Annotated in this window: 13 protein-coding genes, 1 tRNA gene and 3 pseudogenes; 6 read left to right on the forward strand and 11 right to left on the reverse strand. The window is 58.7% G+C overall.

The window, feature by feature from the left end; translation table 11 throughout:
* Positions 1–109 precede the first annotated feature (109 nt).
* Positions 110–1,807: an acid phosphatase gene (locus ACEN9A_RS03575; protein WP_258672368.1), complete on the reverse strand. Its 1,698-nt coding sequence runs from the start codon at positions 1,805–1,807 to the stop codon at positions 110–112.
* Between the two features lie 335 nt (positions 1,808–2,142).
* On the opposite strand from ACEN9A_RS03575, the gene ACEN9A_RS03580 reads away from it, so the two are divergent.
* The 3 genes and pseudogenes from ACEN9A_RS03580 to ACEN9A_RS03590 all read left to right on the forward strand — a co-directional run.
* Complete coding sequence (locus ACEN9A_RS03580; RefSeq protein WP_026346020.1) at positions 2,143–3,456, forward strand: MFS transporter; 1,314 nt, start codon at positions 2,143–2,145, stop codon at positions 3,454–3,456.
* A 208-nt stretch (positions 3,457–3,664) separates the two neighbouring features.
* Positions 3,665–4,351: pseudogene (locus tag ACEN9A_RS03585) on the forward strand (PAS domain-containing protein); the annotation flags it as partial.
* 102 nt (positions 4,352–4,453) lie between these two features.
* Positions 4,454–4,891: pseudogene (locus ACEN9A_RS03590) on the forward strand (methyl-accepting chemotaxis protein); the annotation flags it as partial.
* A 33-nt stretch (positions 4,892–4,924) separates the two neighbouring features.
* Here ACEN9A_RS03590 and ACEN9A_RS03595 read toward each other — a convergent pair.
* From ACEN9A_RS03595 to ACEN9A_RS03615, 5 genes are all read right to left on the reverse strand, one after another.
* Positions 4,925–5,296 carry a helix-turn-helix domain-containing protein gene (locus ACEN9A_RS03595; protein ID WP_026346021.1) on the reverse strand — a complete coding sequence of 124 codons (372 nt, stop codon included), beginning with the start codon at positions 5,294–5,296 and terminating at the stop codon, positions 4,925–4,927.
* Between the two features lie 3 nt (positions 5,297–5,299).
* A complete protein-coding gene (locus tag ACEN9A_RS03600; RefSeq protein ID WP_019651139.1) occupies positions 5,300–5,602 on the reverse strand; it encodes a type II toxin-antitoxin system HigB family toxin in 303 nt (100 codons plus the stop codon).
* 276 nt (positions 5,603–5,878) lie between these two features.
* A complete protein-coding gene (ggt, locus tag ACEN9A_RS03605) occupies positions 5,879–7,723 on the reverse strand; it encodes a gamma-glutamyltransferase (protein ID WP_258672369.1) in 1,845 nt (614 codons plus the stop codon).
* A gap of 129 nt (positions 7,724–7,852) precedes the next feature.
* Positions 7,853–7,929: transfer RNA gene (locus tag ACEN9A_RS03610), tRNA-Met, on the reverse strand.
* 116 nt (positions 7,930–8,045) lie between these two features.
* Positions 8,046–10,103: a methyl-accepting chemotaxis protein gene (locus ACEN9A_RS03615; protein WP_019651141.1), complete on the reverse strand. Its 2,058-nt coding sequence runs from the start codon at positions 10,101–10,103 to the stop codon at positions 8,046–8,048.
* A gap of 319 nt (positions 10,104–10,422) precedes the next feature.
* Here ACEN9A_RS03615 and ACEN9A_RS03620 point away from each other — a divergent pair, with 319 nt between their 5' ends.
* The 3 genes from ACEN9A_RS03620 to ACEN9A_RS03630 all read left to right on the forward strand — a co-directional run bounded on the left by ACEN9A_RS03620 (position 10,423) and on the right by ACEN9A_RS03630 (position 12,472).
* Positions 10,423–11,640: an MFS transporter gene (locus tag ACEN9A_RS03620; RefSeq protein ID WP_019651142.1), complete on the forward strand. Its 1,218-nt coding sequence runs from the start codon at positions 10,423–10,425 to the stop codon at positions 11,638–11,640.
* A 102-nt stretch (positions 11,641–11,742) separates the two neighbouring features.
* Positions 11,743–12,234: a hypothetical protein gene (locus ACEN9A_RS03625; RefSeq protein ID WP_258672370.1), complete on the forward strand. Its 492-nt coding sequence runs from the start codon at positions 11,743–11,745 to the stop codon at positions 12,232–12,234.
* Between the two features lie 4 nt (positions 12,235–12,238).
* Complete coding sequence (locus ACEN9A_RS03630) at positions 12,239–12,472, forward strand: hypothetical protein (RefSeq protein ID WP_019651144.1); 234 nt, start codon at positions 12,239–12,241, stop codon at positions 12,470–12,472.
* 112 nt (positions 12,473–12,584) lie between these two features.
* On the opposite strand, the pseudogene ACEN9A_RS03635 reads toward ACEN9A_RS03630, so the two are convergent.
* The 5 genes and pseudogenes from ACEN9A_RS03635 to ACEN9A_RS03655 all read right to left on the reverse strand — a co-directional run.
* Positions 12,585–12,970 (reverse strand): annotated as a pseudogene (locus ACEN9A_RS03635) (pyridoxal-phosphate dependent enzyme); the annotation flags it as partial.
* Positions 12,971–13,129: 159 nt separating this feature from the next.
* Complete coding sequence (ychF, locus tag ACEN9A_RS03640; RefSeq protein WP_018929566.1) at positions 13,130–14,230, reverse strand: redox-regulated ATPase YchF; 1,101 nt, start codon at positions 14,228–14,230, stop codon at positions 13,130–13,132.
* 22 nt (positions 14,231–14,252) lie between these two features.
* A complete protein-coding gene (gene pth / locus ACEN9A_RS03645) occupies positions 14,253–14,837 on the reverse strand; it encodes an aminoacyl-tRNA hydrolase (RefSeq protein WP_019651146.1) in 585 nt (194 codons plus the stop codon).
* Positions 14,838–15,006: 169 nt separating this feature from the next.
* The gene (locus tag ACEN9A_RS03650; RefSeq protein ID WP_018929567.1) at positions 15,007–15,606 is read right to left on the reverse strand and encodes a 50S ribosomal protein L25/general stress protein Ctc; all 600 of its coding nucleotides are present in this window, start codon (positions 15,604–15,606) and stop codon (positions 15,007–15,009) included.
* Positions 15,607–15,748: 142 nt separating this feature from the next.
* Entirely contained in the window at positions 15,749–16,690 is a 942-nt protein-coding gene (locus ACEN9A_RS03655) for a ribose-phosphate pyrophosphokinase (RefSeq protein WP_003171603.1), read from the reverse strand.
* Positions 16,691–16,722: the final 32 nt, after the last annotated feature.

The following is a 16,722-nucleotide window of genomic DNA, read 5'->3' on the forward strand; positions in this document are numbered from 1 at the left end:
TCCTTTTCAGCGTGAGCCCTCGGAGGAGGGGTGGGTACATACTGGAACTAGTTGTGTCGAACGGTCTAGTACACAAGTGAAAAGATCGCCAGTCAGAGCCCCTTTTTCATCAGGCAAAGTGCAGTGTATTGCTCAAATCGCCCATGGGGTTCTGGCCACGGGCAATCATTGCGTCGTCCCGCTGCCTGAGGCCATCGAGCTTTTCAAGCTGAAACACCCGGGTGATCAACCGCAGAATCGAGCCAGTGTCATAGACCGTGTGATCCACCATGCCCTTGCGCGCAAACGGCGAAACCACTAGCGTCGGTACCCGCGAGCCCGGCCCCCAGCGGTCGCCCTTGGGCGGTGCGACGTGATCCCACCAACCGCCGTTCTCATCGACCGTGACCACGACCACCATGTTTTTCCATTGCGGGCTTTCCCGCAGCACTTTCAGGGCGCGGACGATGTGCCGGTCGCCGGACGCTACATCGGCGTAACCGGCGTGCATGTTCAGGTTGCCCTGGGGTTTATAGAAACTCACCGCCGGCAGCTTGCCCGCCTCGGCATCGGCAAAGAACTTGTTGGTATTCGATTCATCGCCCAACCCCGCATCCCGTAGACGTTTACCGCGCTCCAGCGGGTTTTCCGGTCCCTGCTGCTTGAAGTAGTTGAACGGCTGGTGGTGATACTGGAAGTTCGGGATTTTCGGAATGCCGCCAGAGTCTTTGTACTGATCCAGCGTCGCCTGCCAACCTCCGGCATACCAGGCCCAGTCGATGTTTTTCTTCGAGAGCTTGTCGCCTATGTGCTCGTGGGTCTGGGGGACCATGACGTTCGGCAGGTCTGGTTTGGCGTACGCCGGACGCTCGGGGTCGCGAATCCAGGTCGGCCAGTACGGCGGAGCGAGCGTGTTGACCCCATAGCCGTCCGGCGTCAGCGCGCTGGGGCCGAATTGGGGTGGGCCGGTCATGGCACTGGCCGGGGATTGTTCCAGGGGCTTGAGGCGTGGGTCGGCCGGATCGCCGCTTTGCAGCGTGGCGATTTGTGTCTTGGCTACCGAGTTGACGGCGTCCGGATAGAACGGCGCGGTGGCGCTGATCAGGTATTGATGGTTGAGAAACGAGCCGCCGAAAGCCCCCTGGAAAAAGTTATCGCAGAGCACAAACTCTTGGGCAACGTCCCACAACCGCAGGGAATATCGACTCTGGGCGTAATGCCCCATGGGCAGGCCACCGGAGTCGGCCCAGGCGACAAAGCCGTCATTTTTGCCACCGTTGATCTGCATCTGGTTCTGATAGAACGCATGCCACAGGTCGCGCGTCACCAGGCCGAACGGCAAGTCTTCGGCGTTCGGACCTTTGAGGGCAAAGGGCGCGTTAGGCAGGTGTTCCTGGAACTGGGTTGCGCTGGGGTAAGTCACGCCATCGAGGGTTTGCGGGCCGATCTGCAGCACGCCGCCCCAGACTGGCGGCAGGGTCTGCAATAGGCTGCCATCGCGATCGCGCTGCTGATATTCGACAGGGTTGAGGCCCGAGAGCGGTTTCTCTACACCTGGGAAGTCGCCGAACAGGTTATTGAAACTACGGTTCTCGGCGTAGATAACCACTACGGTTTTCACCTGGTCGCGTAGGGCTTTGTCCAATTCGACAGGTGAAAGCAGGCGTTCGACCGGTTTACCCGACTCATCGCCATGACTGCCACAAGCGCTGAGGGTCGCGCCGACACTGAGTACCGCCACGCCACCCAGGAAGCGGCGGCGACTGGTGTCGGTGGGCGTATCTGTTTGCGGGGAGGGGGCGTCGTTGCGGTCTTTTTTGTCGTTCATGCCGAGTCCTGTCTTGCATAAATGTTTCAATATATTTCAGCGGGACGCTAGCAGCGAGGTGTGACAGCGGGGTGACGGCTCTGAATGCAATGAGTCGCCAGTGTGGGAGCAAGCCCGCTCACACACTCAATGCTGTTCACTCAAGAGCGTCTTGAGTCAAGGAAACCTGTGGCGAGGGAGCTTGCTCCCGCTTGAGTGCGTAGCACTCACAAAAATAGGCGATGGTTGTCAGACTTTTGGGCCGCTACGCAGCCCAGGGCGAGCACGGGTTGTCCACAAGCGCATTTGCGTAGACCATGGGCGCCTTGGTTTTTTGCCTGCCAGAGTTCTTGTACATGACTGCCAACATCAATGCGCGCCCGGCGCCCTTCACTCGCTCGGACTACAAGACCCTGGGGCTTGCAGCCTTGGGCGGTGCGCTGGAAATCTACGACTTCATTATTTTCGTATTCTTCGCGCTGACCCTCAGCCAGCTGTTCTTCCCGCCGGAAATGCCCGAGTGGCTGCGTCTGCTGCAAAGCTTCGGGATCTTTGTCACTGGCTACCTCGCGCGTCCGTTGGGCGGGATCCTGATGGCGCATTTCGCTGACCGGTTGGGACGCAAGAAGGTGTTCAGCCTGAGCATTCTGATGATGGCGTTGCCGTGCTTGCTGATCGGGATCATGCCGACCTACGCCCAGATCGGCTATTTCGCACCACTGTTGCTGTTGGCCCTGAGGGTCCTGCAAGGCGCGGCGGTGGGCGGTGAAGTGCCGAGTGCCTGGGTGTTCGTCGCTGAGCACGCGCCGGTCGGGCATCGCGGCTATGCCCTTGGTTTCCTGCAGGCGGGGCTGACCTTCGGTTACCTGATCGGCGCCTTGACGGCGACTTTTCTGGCTCAGGCGTTTACCCCGGAGCAAATCCTCGATTACGCCTGGCGTTACCCGTTTCTGCTGGGCGGAGTGTTTGGCGTGATCGGTGTCTGGCTGCGCCGCTGGCTCAGTGAAACGCCGGTGTTCATGGCGATGCAGGCCCAGCGCGAGGCCGCTGTCGAACTGCCGCTGCGCACGGTCCTGCGTGAACACCGCCTGGCGATGCTGCCGGCGATGATCCTCACCTGCGTGCTGACCTCGGCCGTGGTGGTGTTTGTGGTCATCACCCCGACCATGATGCAGAAAACCTTCGGCATGACCGCCAGCCATACCTTCGCGCTGAGTGCCTTGGGCATCGTCTTTCTGAATATTGGCTGTGTGCTCGCCGGGCTGCTCGTCGATCGTATCGGCGCCTGGCGCACGGTGATGCTGTATAGCCTGCTGCTGCCTCTGGGCATCGGCGTGCTCTATACCTGTCTGATCATTGAAGGCCAGTGGATCGGTCTAGCCTATGCGGTGGCCGGCCTTGGTTGTGGGGTGGTCGGCGCAGTGCCGTCAGTGATGGTCAGCCTGTTTCCGGCGCGGATTCGCGTCTCGGGGATTTCCTTCACCTACAACATTGCCTACGCCGCCTGGGCGAGTGTCACACCGCTGCTGTTGATCGGTCTGATGCCGTGGAGTCCGTGGATTTGTGTGATTTTCTGCGCGGTGATGGGGGCCGTGGGCATCAGCAGCGCGGTGTATTTCGGTGCGCGAATGCCGCGAGTTGGACGCTGTTCGGTGGCTGGTGCAGCATGAGGCTGTTTGTGCCGCGACTATTTTTGTAGGACAACCCTGCAACACTCTTCAGAAAATACCCGCAAAGCCGATGGCTAGGCTGTAAGCCGCTTTTTATCTCTGTCCATCGGTGCTTCCCATGTTCAATAAACGCTTGAAGCAGGAGCTGTCGGCTCTTCGCGAAGAACTCTCCAGCCTTCTGCAAGTCAAGGAGAGTCTGGAAAGCGAGATGCTGGTCCTGACCCTCGACTCCGATGGGCGAATTCAATCGGTCAACCAAAACTTCGTCAGTGAGATGCTCTACAAAAGCAATGATCTGATCGGCCGGCACATCGAAGACCTTGTTCCGGTCCATGTGAAATCGGATGAATTCCATAACCGTTTCAAGGCGGCGCTGACCCGTGGCGAGCACTTTGCCGGCGCGGTCCGTTTGCTACGCGGCAACGGTGCCGAAGCCTGGTTGCGTTCGATCATGCAGCCGGTGCGGTCCTCGGACGGCCGTATCAAGAACTTCTCGATTTACTCCAGCGACCTGACCCGTACCATCGAGGCGTCCCGTGAGCATGAAAACCTGATTGGCGCGCTGGTGCGTTCGACGGCAGTGATCGAGTTCGACCTCAATGGCAACGTGCTGATGGCCAACGAGCGTTTCCTCAGTGGCATGGGTTACAGCCTGGCGCAGATCCAGGGTAAACATCACCGCATCTTCTGTGAGCCAGAGGAATACAACAGCGCCGAGTATCAGAACTTCTGGCGCCGTCTGAACGCTGGCGAGTTCGTCGCTGATCGTTTCAAGCGTGTCGATAGCCACGGTCGCGTGGTCTGGCTGGAGGCTTCCTACAACCCGGTGGTCGATGCCAACAACAAACTCTACAAAGTGGTGAAGTTCGCCACGGTGATTACCGATCAGGTCAATCAGGAGCAGGCTGTCGCCGAGGCGGCCAACATTGCCTACAGCACTTCTCAGCAAACCGACCAGAGTGCGCAGCGCGGAACTGCCGTGGTGACCCAAGCTGTAGACGTGATGCGTGACCTGGCCAAACACATGCAAACCGCTGGCGAAGGTATCGAAGCACTGAACGAGCAATCGCTGGTGATCGGCACCATCGTCAAAACCATCAGCGGCATCGCCGAGCAGACCAACCTGCTGGCGCTCAACGCGGCCATCGAAGCGGCTCGTGCCGGTGAGCAGGGACGTGGGTTTGCCGTGGTGGCGGACGAAGTCCGGCAATTGGCCTCGCGCACCAGTCAGGCGACCGATGAAATTGTCGGCGTCGTGCGTCAGAACCAGGACATGGCGCGCAACGCCGTGGCCCTGATGACTGACGGCAAGCTCCAGGCTGAACAAGGTCTGGCGCTGGCGGCGGAGGCGGGCACGGTGATCGTCGAGATCCAGGACGGTGCGCAGAAAGTGGTGAACGCAGTCGGGCAGTTTGCCAACCAACTATCGACTTGATGCCCTGAATCCGGTGTCGTAACCCTAAAAAGTTCAGGCCTGCTTCACCGGCTTTATCAGACTTTCGGCTGGTATCCCAAATAGATCATGAAGCTTCCAGATCATCGGAAGCGTCAACGCACGCTTACCGTTGAGTACTTCATAAACCCGGTTTGTCCGGCCAATGGCTGGTGCCAGATCAGCGGGGGACAGGCCGGACTGCTCCATACGAAATTTGATCGCGTCGATCGGAGTGGGTAGGTCGACCGGAAACTGCTTCGATTCATAGGCCTCGATGAGGGTAATCATGATGTCGAAGTAATCGCCTTCGGGGGTTCCCGGCTCAGGCTCATTGTCGAATAGTGCCGATACGTTTTTGAGGGCTACACGGTAGTCCTCGTCGGTGTGAATCGGATGAATGTTCATGGGTTATTCCATTTCGATGGTATCAGCGTCGATCCCATCGTATTGCTTGTGGGTGCCGACAAATTTTATGTATACGGCGCCGAAACGATAGGCCACCGCGACTACTAACCGAAAGTCATTGCCCTTGATGTTGAACACGACTCTGCGGCTTTTGAGAATGCTGGTGGTGGCAAAGTGTGCCTTGATGTCAGCAGGCGTCTTCCAGTCCGCTTTCCTTGCTTCGTCAATCCAGGCCAGAAAAGGTTGTTCTGAATCCGGGTATCTCTCCCAAAAACTTTTCAGGTGACTGATGGCGATAATTCTCATGGAGTGATCCTAGTCCCGTAGTGGGACTTGTACAAGTATGTGGCGGAGTAGCCGACATGTGGGGAGTAAATCCGACTCCCGCAAACAGGCACTGCCGATAGCTGATTTGATGAGGTGGGTTAACATGGTTTTCGAGATAAAAACGGTTTCCACACTCTATCCAAGAGGTAGCAATTTGAGGGTAGGAAAAGGCTACGCGTGACACTTGATCAGGATTCTTCTCCAATCAAAAAAGGCCTACCTCTCAGTAAGCCTTTCCTCGTTCCTGCGTACGACTCAATCCCCCAATGCTTCCCCCTCGCGCCGCGGATCAGCCCCGCCGGCCAATGCCGCTTTTCCCTGCGCATCCTTGACCCGAACAATCGCCTGAGTTCCGCTGGTCATGTCGATCTCGCTCACGCTGTGCCCCTTGTCCTTCAGCGCCTGAATCAGTGCCGGGCTGAATTGACCTTGTTCCAGTTCGGTCGGGCCGTTGCGGCTGCCGAAGTTGGGCAGGTTGATGGCAGCTTGCGGGTCCAGGCTCCAGTCGAGCAGGCCAATAGTGGATTTGGCCACATACTCGATGATCTGCGAGCCGCCGGGCGAGCCGACGGTGGCCAGGAACTCACCGCTCTGGCGGTCGAAGATCAGTGTTGGTGCCATGGACGAGCGCGGGCGTTTGCCGGGTTCGACGCGGTTGGCGACTTTTTGCCCTTGCTCTTCGGGGATGAACGAAAAGTCGGTCATCTGGTTGTTGAGCAGAAAACCCTGGACCATCAAGTGTGAGCCGAATGCCGCTTCCACGGTGGTGGTCATGGACACGGCATCGCCCTCGTCGTCGACCGCCACCACCTGCGAGGTGGAGATGCGCAGCGGCGAGCGGTCCGGTGCGTAGGCGACCTGAATACCCGGCGGGGTGCCGGGTTTGGCCTGACCCATGCTGCGCTCGCCAATCAAGGTCGCGCGTGTCGCCAGATAAGTCGGGTCGACCAATCCTTTGACCGGCACGGGTACGAAGTCGGTGTCAGCGACGTACTGCGCGCGATCGGCATAAGCCAGGCGCTCGGCTTCGGCGATCAGGTGCACGGCTTCAGGGGCTGGCTCTATGCCCGCTGGTTTGCTGGTCTTGACCGGTTTGAGTGGTGCCAGGGCAAAGCGTGGGTCGCGGGTTTCCAGGGCCTGCAAGGTGCCGAGGATTTGCGCCACGGCGATTCCGCCCGATGACGGCGGCGGCATGCCGCACACTTGCCAGCGTTTGTAGTCGGTGCACAGCGGCGCGCGTTCCTTGGCCTGGTAGCCCTGGAGATCGCTCAGCGACAGGCTGCCGGGGTTGGTATGGCCCTGAACCTTGGCGACGATCTCTTTTGCGATGGTGCCTGTGTATAGCGCGTCGGGACCTTCCTTGGCGATGCGCTTGAACACTGCGGCGAGTGCCGGGTTTTTCAGCTGTGTACCGACGGCTTTCGGATGGCCATCGGCAGTCAGAAAGTAGGCGGCCATGTCCGGTGAGCGCTGGATAAACGCGTCGGCCGCGATCAACTGATGCAGGCGTGGCGAGATGGCGAAACCTTGCTCGGCGAGTTTGATGGCGGGTTCGAACAACCTCGCCCACGGCAGCCGACCGTGCTTTTGATGGGCCAGCTCCAACGCCCGCAACACACCCGGCGTACCCACCGAGCGCCCGCCGATCTGCGCCTGGGTGAAAGGCATCGGTTTGCCGTCGGCTTGCAGGAACAGTTTCTCGGTGGCGCCAGCCGGTGCGGTTTCGCGACCGTCGTAGGTGCGCACGGCCTTGCCATCCCACAGCACAATCAATGCGCCACCGCCGATACCCGACGATTGCGGTTCGACCAGCGTCAACACCGCTTGCATGGCAATGACCGCATCAATCGCCGAGCCACCCTCGCGTAGCATCTCCCGCCCGGCTTCGGCCGCCAACGGGTTGGCGGCTGCGGCCATGTGTCTGGAGGCGTGCCGCGTCTGCAGGTCGGTGCGATAACCAGAGGTGATTTCCGGCGCAGCCGGTAAGGTCGAGACCGAAGGCGAAGAGGGCGGGGCGTTACACGCGGCGAGGGTTAAAGCGGTGGCGATCAGCGAAAAGGCTGACAGGCGATAGCGGTTCAAGTGGAAGGCTGAGAACACGCGAGGCACTCCGTCCATGGGATAAAAGGTCCGGGGACTTTATCGGTCGAAGGAGTGCTACGCAAATTCCGCCACTTTTCTCGAGGCATAAAAAAACGGCCTACCTTTCGGTAAGCCGTTTTTAGTACTTGGTGGCTACACAGGGACTTGAACCCCGGACCCCAGCATTATGAATGCTATGCTCTAACCAACTGAGCTATGTAGCCAAGTGGCGCGCATTATTCACCTGGAACGACGATGCGTCAAGCGTAAATCTAAAATATTTCTCCACACTTTCAACCGCTTATCCCGCTGACCCGAAAAATCGGGTCAGCGGAGGGCATCAACCGAGCTGAAATCTCCCGGTATTCGCACTCAAGGCCTTGCTGCCCTGGCTCAAGGTGTCCGCGGCGAGGTTCACCGCCCGCGCGCCTTCGAGCAAGCGTACCGCCGCCTGATCGACTTGCTGGATGTTGCCGCTGACTTCATCGGCGGTACTCGCTTGCTCTTCAACGGCAGTGGCGATTTGTGCCAGGGTGTCGGTGACGCTTTGCACCGCGCTGGCGATTTCCCCCAGGCGTTCGCCAAGACCGGTGACGGCTTGCGCATCCGATTGCGCCTGGCCGCAGGCGGCTTCCATCAGGCTTACCGCTTCGTTCACGGTGCTGCGCAGGCTGTCGACGGTGCCGGCGATCTGCGCGGTGGAGGACTGGGTGCGTTGCGACAGGCTGCGCACTTCATCGGCCACCACCGCAAAGCCGCGACCTTGCTCGCCAGCCCGTGCGGCCTCGATGGCGGCGTTGAGGGCCAGCAGGTTGGTCTGCTCGGCCACGCCGCGAATGGTATCGACCACCAATTGAATCTGCTGTCCTTGCTCGCTGACCCGACCCAGTGCCGCCGCCGTTTCGTTCAACCGCTGATTGAGCTGCTGAATACTCGCTGTCGTGCGTTGACTGTCGCGGCTGCTGTCGGCGGCGATGCGCTGGGTGTGCTGAGCGCTGCCAGACGCCTGTTCGCAACTCTGGGCGACCCCTTGTGAGGTGGCGGCCAATTGCGTGGCCGCAGCGGCGATCTGGCTGATTTGCAACTGCTGGGCTTCGACTTCGCCAAGGGCACCGCTGGAGTGATCGTTGAGCGTGCGCACCGCGTTGCTCAACTGCAGGGTTTCGTGATCGACCCCCAACAAACTGTTGCGCAGTTGTACCACCGCGACGTTAAGCGAGGTGCTGATCGCTGCCAATTCGTCGCGGCCCTGTACTGGTACTTGCAGGCTCAGGTTGCCGTCGCGCAGTGCTTCGGCCAACAGTGTGATGCCGCTGGCGCTGCGACGGATCGAGGCCTGTAGACAGATGAACAGGTACAGCGCGGCCAGCAGCAGGCAGCCAAAAATTGTCGCCACCAGGATGAACTGGCGGATGGCCGAGCCGTGGTAATAATCCAGCCGTTGATCCAGAGAAACCAACGATTGCTGGCGCAGCGAGGCAAGGTTACCGAGGAGGGCGTCGAGACTGCGTTCGAAGTCTTCGGGCTTGAGGTTGATGCTGCCACCGAAGACGCCGTCGTCCAGCACTTTCAAGCCGGTATCCAGCTGCTTGAGGCTGTCATGGTACTGCCCGGCCCAGGTTTGCAGGGCACTGGGCAGGCGCGCTTCCAGCAGGCCACCAGTTTTCACCAGCTGTTCCCGAGCATCGCCGATGCGGCTGCGCAAGTCACGCAATTGCAGACGGCTTTGCAGAGTGAACTGCCCGGACACCACCGAAGCTTGACCAACCGCGGCGAGGCGACCGACCCGTTCGATCAGGTCCGGTGCGTGTTGAGTGGAGATCTGCGTCAGCAGATAAGTTTCCAGCCATGGCGCGAGGGTCAGGCGATTGTCCATGGCGATTTGTTCGCGCAAGGCTTGCAGGGCGCTCAAGGCATTGGTAAAGCGATCGTAGCCGTCCGGCCACCATCCAACGCTGCTCAGGCTTTTCGAATCCAGGCCGGTGAGGGCGCTTTGCAGGGCTTGATAGCGGGTGAGGGTCTCGCCCTCGGCGCCTTCGGTTTTCAAGGCATTGCCCAAGTCTGTGATTGCTTGGGCCACGGCCGGCTGAACCGTGTCGAACGCTGCCATCGCCGCGATGGTTGCTGGCGTCGGCTGGCGATTGGTTTCGGTGGCGCGCCAGCGCGCGGCGCGGTCACGCTGGGCGGAGAGCAAGTTGTCGAGCGCATCCAGGGCTATCAATTGCCGGACCCCGGCGCGTTCGCCGGAGATCAGGTTCAACTTGTCACGATAGTCTTGGCCGATCATCCACAAGCTGCCTGCCAGCGGCAGGATAAACAGCAGAAACAGCAGCTGAAATTTGCGCGCGAAGCCGAAACGCCCCAGCAGCCCGATCCCCGGTGATAAAAAAGCCTGCATGCCCCATGACTCCTCTGGACACCACGCACCATTGGCGTGCGTCGAGGCCATTGCGACCGCGACTGATGTCCTTCTAAAAGGCCTCGAAAGTTCACCTTGGTCCGCTCTGTAGGCCGACTCTGTAGCGAAACTTCCCATTCTCGGTCCCCTTTGTAAGGGGCCGCGTTGAAGCGGATAAGCAAGGCAAGATTCAGACCATGGCTTTGCGCTATCACCTTTTTGAGGTCGTTAGCAAGCTAAGGGGATGGCGTGACTGCACCGAAAAATGGCACATTGACCGACCTGCCAGTGCGCACCCATCCGCAGTACGGAAACTCCCATGGCCATCAGCAACGTCCAGTCCGCCGTGACATCGGCGCCCGCTCCTTCACAAAGCAGTCCGCTGGTCATGCGCATCATCGGCGCAGTGGCGCTGGCGCATTTGATCAACGACTTGATTCAGGCGGTGTTGCCGTCGATCTATCCGATGCTCAAGGCCAACTATGGCCTGACTTTCACTCAGGTCGGCCTGATTACCCTGACTTTTCAACTGACGGCCTCGCTGTTGCAGCCGTGGGTTGGTTACCACACCGATCGCCATCCCAAGCCCTGGCTGTTGCCGGCCGGCACCGTTTGCACATTGATCGGCATTTTGATGATGTCGGTGGTCGGCAGCTTCCCGATGATCCTGCTGGCGGCAGGGTTGATCGGCATCGGCTCGTCGACCTTTCACCCGGAAGCTTCTCGCGTCGCGCGACTGGCCTCGGGTGGGCGTTTCGGGCTGGCGCAATCGACGTTTCAGGTCGGCGGTAATGCGGGCTCGGCCTTCGGGCCGTTGTTGGCGGCAGCGATCATCATTCCCTATGGTCAGGGCAATGTGGCCTGGTTCGGCTTGTTCGCGCTGTTTGCGTTGTTCGTGCTGTACCGGATCAGCCGCTGGTACGCCAATCACTTGAACCTGTTCAAACTCAAACAAGGTCAGGCAGCGACGCACGGTTTATCAAAAGGCCGGGTGATCAGTGCGTTGGTGGTGCTGGGGTTGCTGGTGTTCTCCAAGTATTTCTACATGGCCAGTCTCACCAGTTACTTCACGTTCTACCTGATCGAGAAGTTCGACCTGTCGGTGGCCAGCTCGCAGTTGCATCTGTTCCTGTTTCTCGGCGCGGTAGCGGCAGGGACCTTCTTCGGCGGGCCGATCGGCGACAGGATCGGGCGCAAGGCGGTGATCTGGTTCTCGATCCTCGGTGTGGCGCCGTTCACGCTGCTGCTGCCCCATGTGGACCTGTTCTGGACCAGTGTGTTGAGCGTGGTGATCGGTTTCATTCTGGCCTCGGCGTTCTCCGCTATCGTGGTGTATGCGCAAGAGCTGGTGCCGGGAAATGTCGGGATGATTGCGGGAGTGTTCTTCGGCTTGATGTTCGGCTTCGGCGGGATTGGCGCGGCGTTGCTCGGGCATTTGGCGGATATTCGCGGCATCGAGTATGTGTACTTCCTGTGTTCGTTCTTGCCGCTGTTTGGGGTGTTGGCGATCTTTCTGCCACGGACCAAAAAAGTCTGACCCGGAGCGCCTGCGGGCACCTGCAGCCGTGATTGCAATTTGCGCAAATCACTATCCTGGTGGACACTTCGCGCCTTTCTGGACTCGATAAGGACGCGAGCAGTGGAGTTTGACAGGAATCAATTTATTGCCAATCACGGCATTGTCTTCAGCGTCACCCGTTTCAGCATCACCCCCAGTGACCGGAGTGGCCTCAGGACGCTCCATTTCGGGGAGGCGAAATCGGCCCATTTTGAGGTCAGCAGTTTGCTGGTCGAGCTGTATGACAAGATGCTCGCCAAGGACCTGCCCTGCGAAATGATGGTAGGTATCTCCAGCCCGCTGACCCGCAAGCAGGGTGACCTGCTTAACGACCAGCGCATGAGTATTGCCAACGTTACCGCCGGGATCTTTATGGCGGCTGGCTCTAAAGTACCGGTTATTGGCATCGCTGTCGGGCCAGCGGCCGGCTATTTTGGCCGAGAGTTGGTGAAGAGCAAGCTACCGACCTATCACGCTGGCGATATCATCGTCAGTCTGGACGCTCAAGTCAGCGGCGGCATCGGACCGCAGCGCTCGGTGTCTTCCATGATCATCAAGTCCCAAGGAACATAGGCCCATGAATCTCTACAGTCAGTATGCGTTGGCCTGTGTGGGGATGGTGCTGCTGTACACTTGCGTAAGGAGCTACGTACTCAGGAAATGGCTCGGTATTGCTCTGGTCGGTCTGGGCTTTGGCGTGATGTTTGTGCTGCCACCCTACATTGGCAGCATTGATGTCGGGATCTTTGCAATCGCGGTAGTGGGGGCGGGGTCTTCGATGTTCTTCAATCGGAGTAAGTACCGAGTGTGAACATCGCGGTGGCGGTTCCTGATAAAGGAGCCGCCGTAGCCTTTGTTGTGCTGGTTTTATCCACGAAAAAAGATGTCGCGTACTGAATGAGGTTTATACCTGTTTCAGGATCCTCAAAATATTCAGCCGTTTCGTCAATTTCCGCTCCCAGCACGCGGCTCATCAGGATATTCCCAACCCGGTCGTAGACCGCATCCGGGAATGGAACCCAGCTTTCTTGAACGAGACTGCACTTCATGCCGAGTTTGGCAGCGACAGCCGCGACCTGGCGCGTGTGGTTTGACTGGACACCAGCGTATCCGCCTGCGAGGCACTGGCATCGGGAATGATGTATTCCAGCTTTCGGATCTTGTTACCGCCAAACGCAAGCCCGGAGTTGCAATCCTCTCGTTTGGCATAGAGCTCGATATTGCCCCCGAGACACGCCGATAGGCGATTCAGTTTCTCGATCGGCGTAGGGCCGAACATGAGTGGATAGCGTTCAAATTTCTCCAGCATGACGGTTCTCCAGATCACGGATGAGCCGTTTTCAATCTAGCAGAGCACATGTAAGAGGGTTGCGCGCTACCAGGATCCCAAAAAGCAAAATCCCCGTATCAGCGAGTGATTACGGGGATTTTGTGTCTATCGAGGTCCGTGGAAAACCACGGTTCCTCTTTACACGTTGAAACGGAAGTGCATCACGTCGCCGTCTTTAACGATGTAGTCCTTGCCTTCCAGGCGCCATTTACCGGCTTCTTTGGTGCCGGCTTCGCCTTTGTACTGGATGAAGTCGTCATAGGCGATAACTTCGGCGCGGATGAAGCCTTTTTCGAAGTCGGTGTGGATCACGCCGGCGGCTTGCGGTGCGGTAGCACCGACGCGGACGGTCCAGGCACGGACTTCTTCGACACCGGCGGTGAAGTAGGTCTGCAGGTGCAGCATTTCGTAGCCGGCGCGGATTACGCGGTTCAGGCCAGGCTCTTCGAGGCCCAGGGCTTCGAGGAACATGTCTTTCTCTTCGCCGTCTTCCAGTTCGGCGATCTCGGCTTCGATCTTGTTGCAGACCGGAACCACCACGGCGCCTTCTTCTTCGGCGATGGCCTTGACCACGTCCAGCAGCGGGTTGTTCTCGAAACCGTCTTCAGCGACGTTGGCGATGTACATGACCGGCTTGGTGGTCAGCAGGTGGAAACCGCGAATCACCTGCTTCTCGTCGGTGCTCATGTTCTTCATCAGGCTGCGCGCAGGCTTGCCCAGGGTGAAGTGAGCGATCAGCTGCTCAAGCAGGCCTTTCTGGACCACTGCATCCTTGTCACCGCCCTTGGCGTTACGAGCGACTTTCTGCAGTTGCTTCTCGCAGCTGTCGAGGTCGGCAAAGATCAGTTCCAGGTCGATGATCTCGATGTCGCGTTTCGGGTCGACGCTGTTGGAGACGTGAATCACGTTCTCGTCTTCGAAGCAGCGGACCACGTGGGCGATGGCATCGGTCTCGCGGATGTTGGCGAGGAACTTGTTGCCCAGGCCTTCACCTTTCGAGGCGCCGGCCACCAGGCCTGCGATATCGACGAATTCCATGGTGGTCGGCAGGATACGCTTGGGCTTGACGATGGCCGCCAAGGCTTCCAGGCGCGGATCCGGCATCGGCACGATACCGCTGTTGGGCTCGATGGTGCAGAAGGGGAAGTTCTCGGCCGCGATACCGGATTTGGTCAGGGCGTTGAACAGGGTGGACTTGCCGACGTTAGGCAGGCCGACGATGCCGCAATTGAATCCCATGGTGTTTCCCCTCGGGTAAGAGTCAGGCCTTCTGGCTGTGCAGGTTTTTCATCGCGCGGTTCCATTCCCCGGCGAGGATATCCGGCAGCACGCCGAGGGCAAAGTCGATGCTGGCATCGAGTTTTTCCTGTTCGGCGCGTGGCGCACGACCCAGGACGAAGTTTGAAACCATACTGGCAACGCCCGGGTGGCCAATGCCAAGCCGCAGGCGGTGAAAGGTATTCTGATTGCCCAGTTGCGCAATGATGTCGCGCAACCCGTTATGACCGCCATGGCCGCCGCCCTGTTTGAGCTTGGCAACGCCCGGAGGCAGGTCGAGTTCGTCATGCGCCACCAGAATCTCTTCAGGCGTAATGCGAAAGAAGCCGGCAAGTGCCGCTACGGCCTGGCCGCTGCGGTTCATGTAGGTGGTGGGAATCAGTAGACGAACATCCTGACCCTGATGCGAATAGCGCCCGGTCAGGCCGAAATATTTGCGATCGGCCACAAGATTGACACCCTGTGCCTGCGCGATGCGCTCAACAAAAAGGGCCCCTGCGTTATGCCGGGTCTGTTCGTATTCAGCGCCTGGATTTCCCAGGCCAACGATCAGTTTGATGGCAGTCACGATAGGGGCCCTTCCTTGAAGTGGTGGATAACATCGCCGCCATCAGGGAGTGCGGCGAAAGTGGACGACAAGTGCTCATTTACCATTATGTAAACTCCGCGTTCTCGCCCGCTTTCTCGCTACGCTCTAGTCCGCGATGTTACCGGTCACTCCGGCGTACAGAGTGAATTTACTCTGCAGCGCCTTCTGCAGCTTCTGGAGCAACACGTGGAGCGTGAACGTTGGCAACAGCCAGGTCGTTACCGTGAGCCAGAGCAACAAATTCAACGCCTTTAGGAGCGCTGATGTCGGACAGGTGAATGATCGAGCCGACTTCGGCGTTAGCCAGGTCAACTTCGATGAATTCAGGCAGGTCTTTTGGCAGGCAGGACACTTCGATTTCAGCAACAACGTGCGAAATCTCGCCGCCTTTCTTCACCGGAGCAGCTTCGTTGATGAAGTGCACTGGAACGATAGCGGTCAGCTTTTGGCCAGCAACTACGCGTACGAAGTCAGCGTGCATCACGTGGCCTTTGGCCGGGTGACGCTGCAGAGCCTTGATGATTACGTTTTGCTTGGTGCCGCCAACGTTCAGCTCGATGATGTGGCTGTAAGCCGCTTCGTTTTCGAGCAGTTTGGCAACTTCTTTAGCCAGCATGCTGATGGATTCAGGGGCTTTTTCGCCACCGTAAACTACAGCTGGAACCAGGCTTGCGAGACGACGCAGGCGGCGGCTCGCACCTTTCCCCAGGTCGGAACGCACTTCAGCATTCAGAGTAAAATCGTTCATGTTGTATCTCCAAAATAACCACATTCGCCCCAGCGTTTGCGACCAGCGCTAAAGGCGATATGGGCAAAAAAGCCCCGCCCCGACATGAATGCCGGGGCGGGGCGCTTTTCGTCAACAGGATGTAATGAAAAGGGCAGGGCCCTTAACGGAACATCGCGCTGATCGATTCTTCATTGCTGATGCGGCGGACCGCCTCGGCAACTACCGGTGCGATATCCAGTTGGCGGATACGCGCACAGGCTTGTGCTGCAGCGGACAGCGGGATGGTGTTCGTCACCACCAGCTCGTCCAGCACGGAATTTTCAATGTTTTCGATCGCCCGACCCGACAGCACAGGGTGCGTGCAGTAGGCGAAAACCTTGGCAGCGCCATGCTCTTTCAAGGCCTTGGCCGCGTGACACAGAGTGCCGGCGGTATCGACCATGTCATCGACCAGAATACAGGTACGCCCTTCGACATCACCGATGATATGCATCACTTCAGAGTGATTGGCTTTCTCACGGCGTTTGTCGATGATCCCGAGATCCACGCCCAGGGATTTGGCAACAGCCCGTGCACGCACGACGCCGCCAATGTCCGGGGACACGATCATCAGGTTTTCGAAGCGCTGATCTTCAATGTCATCCACCAGTACCGGGGAGCCGTAGATGTTATCTACCGGAATATCGAAGAAACCCTGGATTTGGTCAGCATGCAGATCAACCGTGAGAACACGGTCGATGCCGACTACGGTAAGCATGTCAGCAACGACTTTCGCGCTGATAGCCACACGTGCGGAACGCGGACGGCGATCCTGACGGGCATAACCAAAGTAAGGAATAACAGCAGTGATACGAGTAGCCGAGGAGCGGCGGAAGGCATCAGCCATCACTACCAGTTCCATCAGGTTATCGTTGGTCGGAGCGCAAGTCGGCTGAATAATGAAGACATCCTTACCGCGGACGTTTTCATTGATCTCGGCTGTAATTTCGCCGTCGGAAAACTTACCGACAGAGATGTCACCGAGAGGGATATGCAGCTGACGTACGACACGCCGAGCCAGATCGGGGTTAGCGTTCCCCGTAAAGACCATCATCTTGGACACGCGCAGTACCTGAAGGCTGAGGGTAACCTGGA

Source organism: Pseudomonas sp. Pseusp18 (assembly GCF_059506005.1).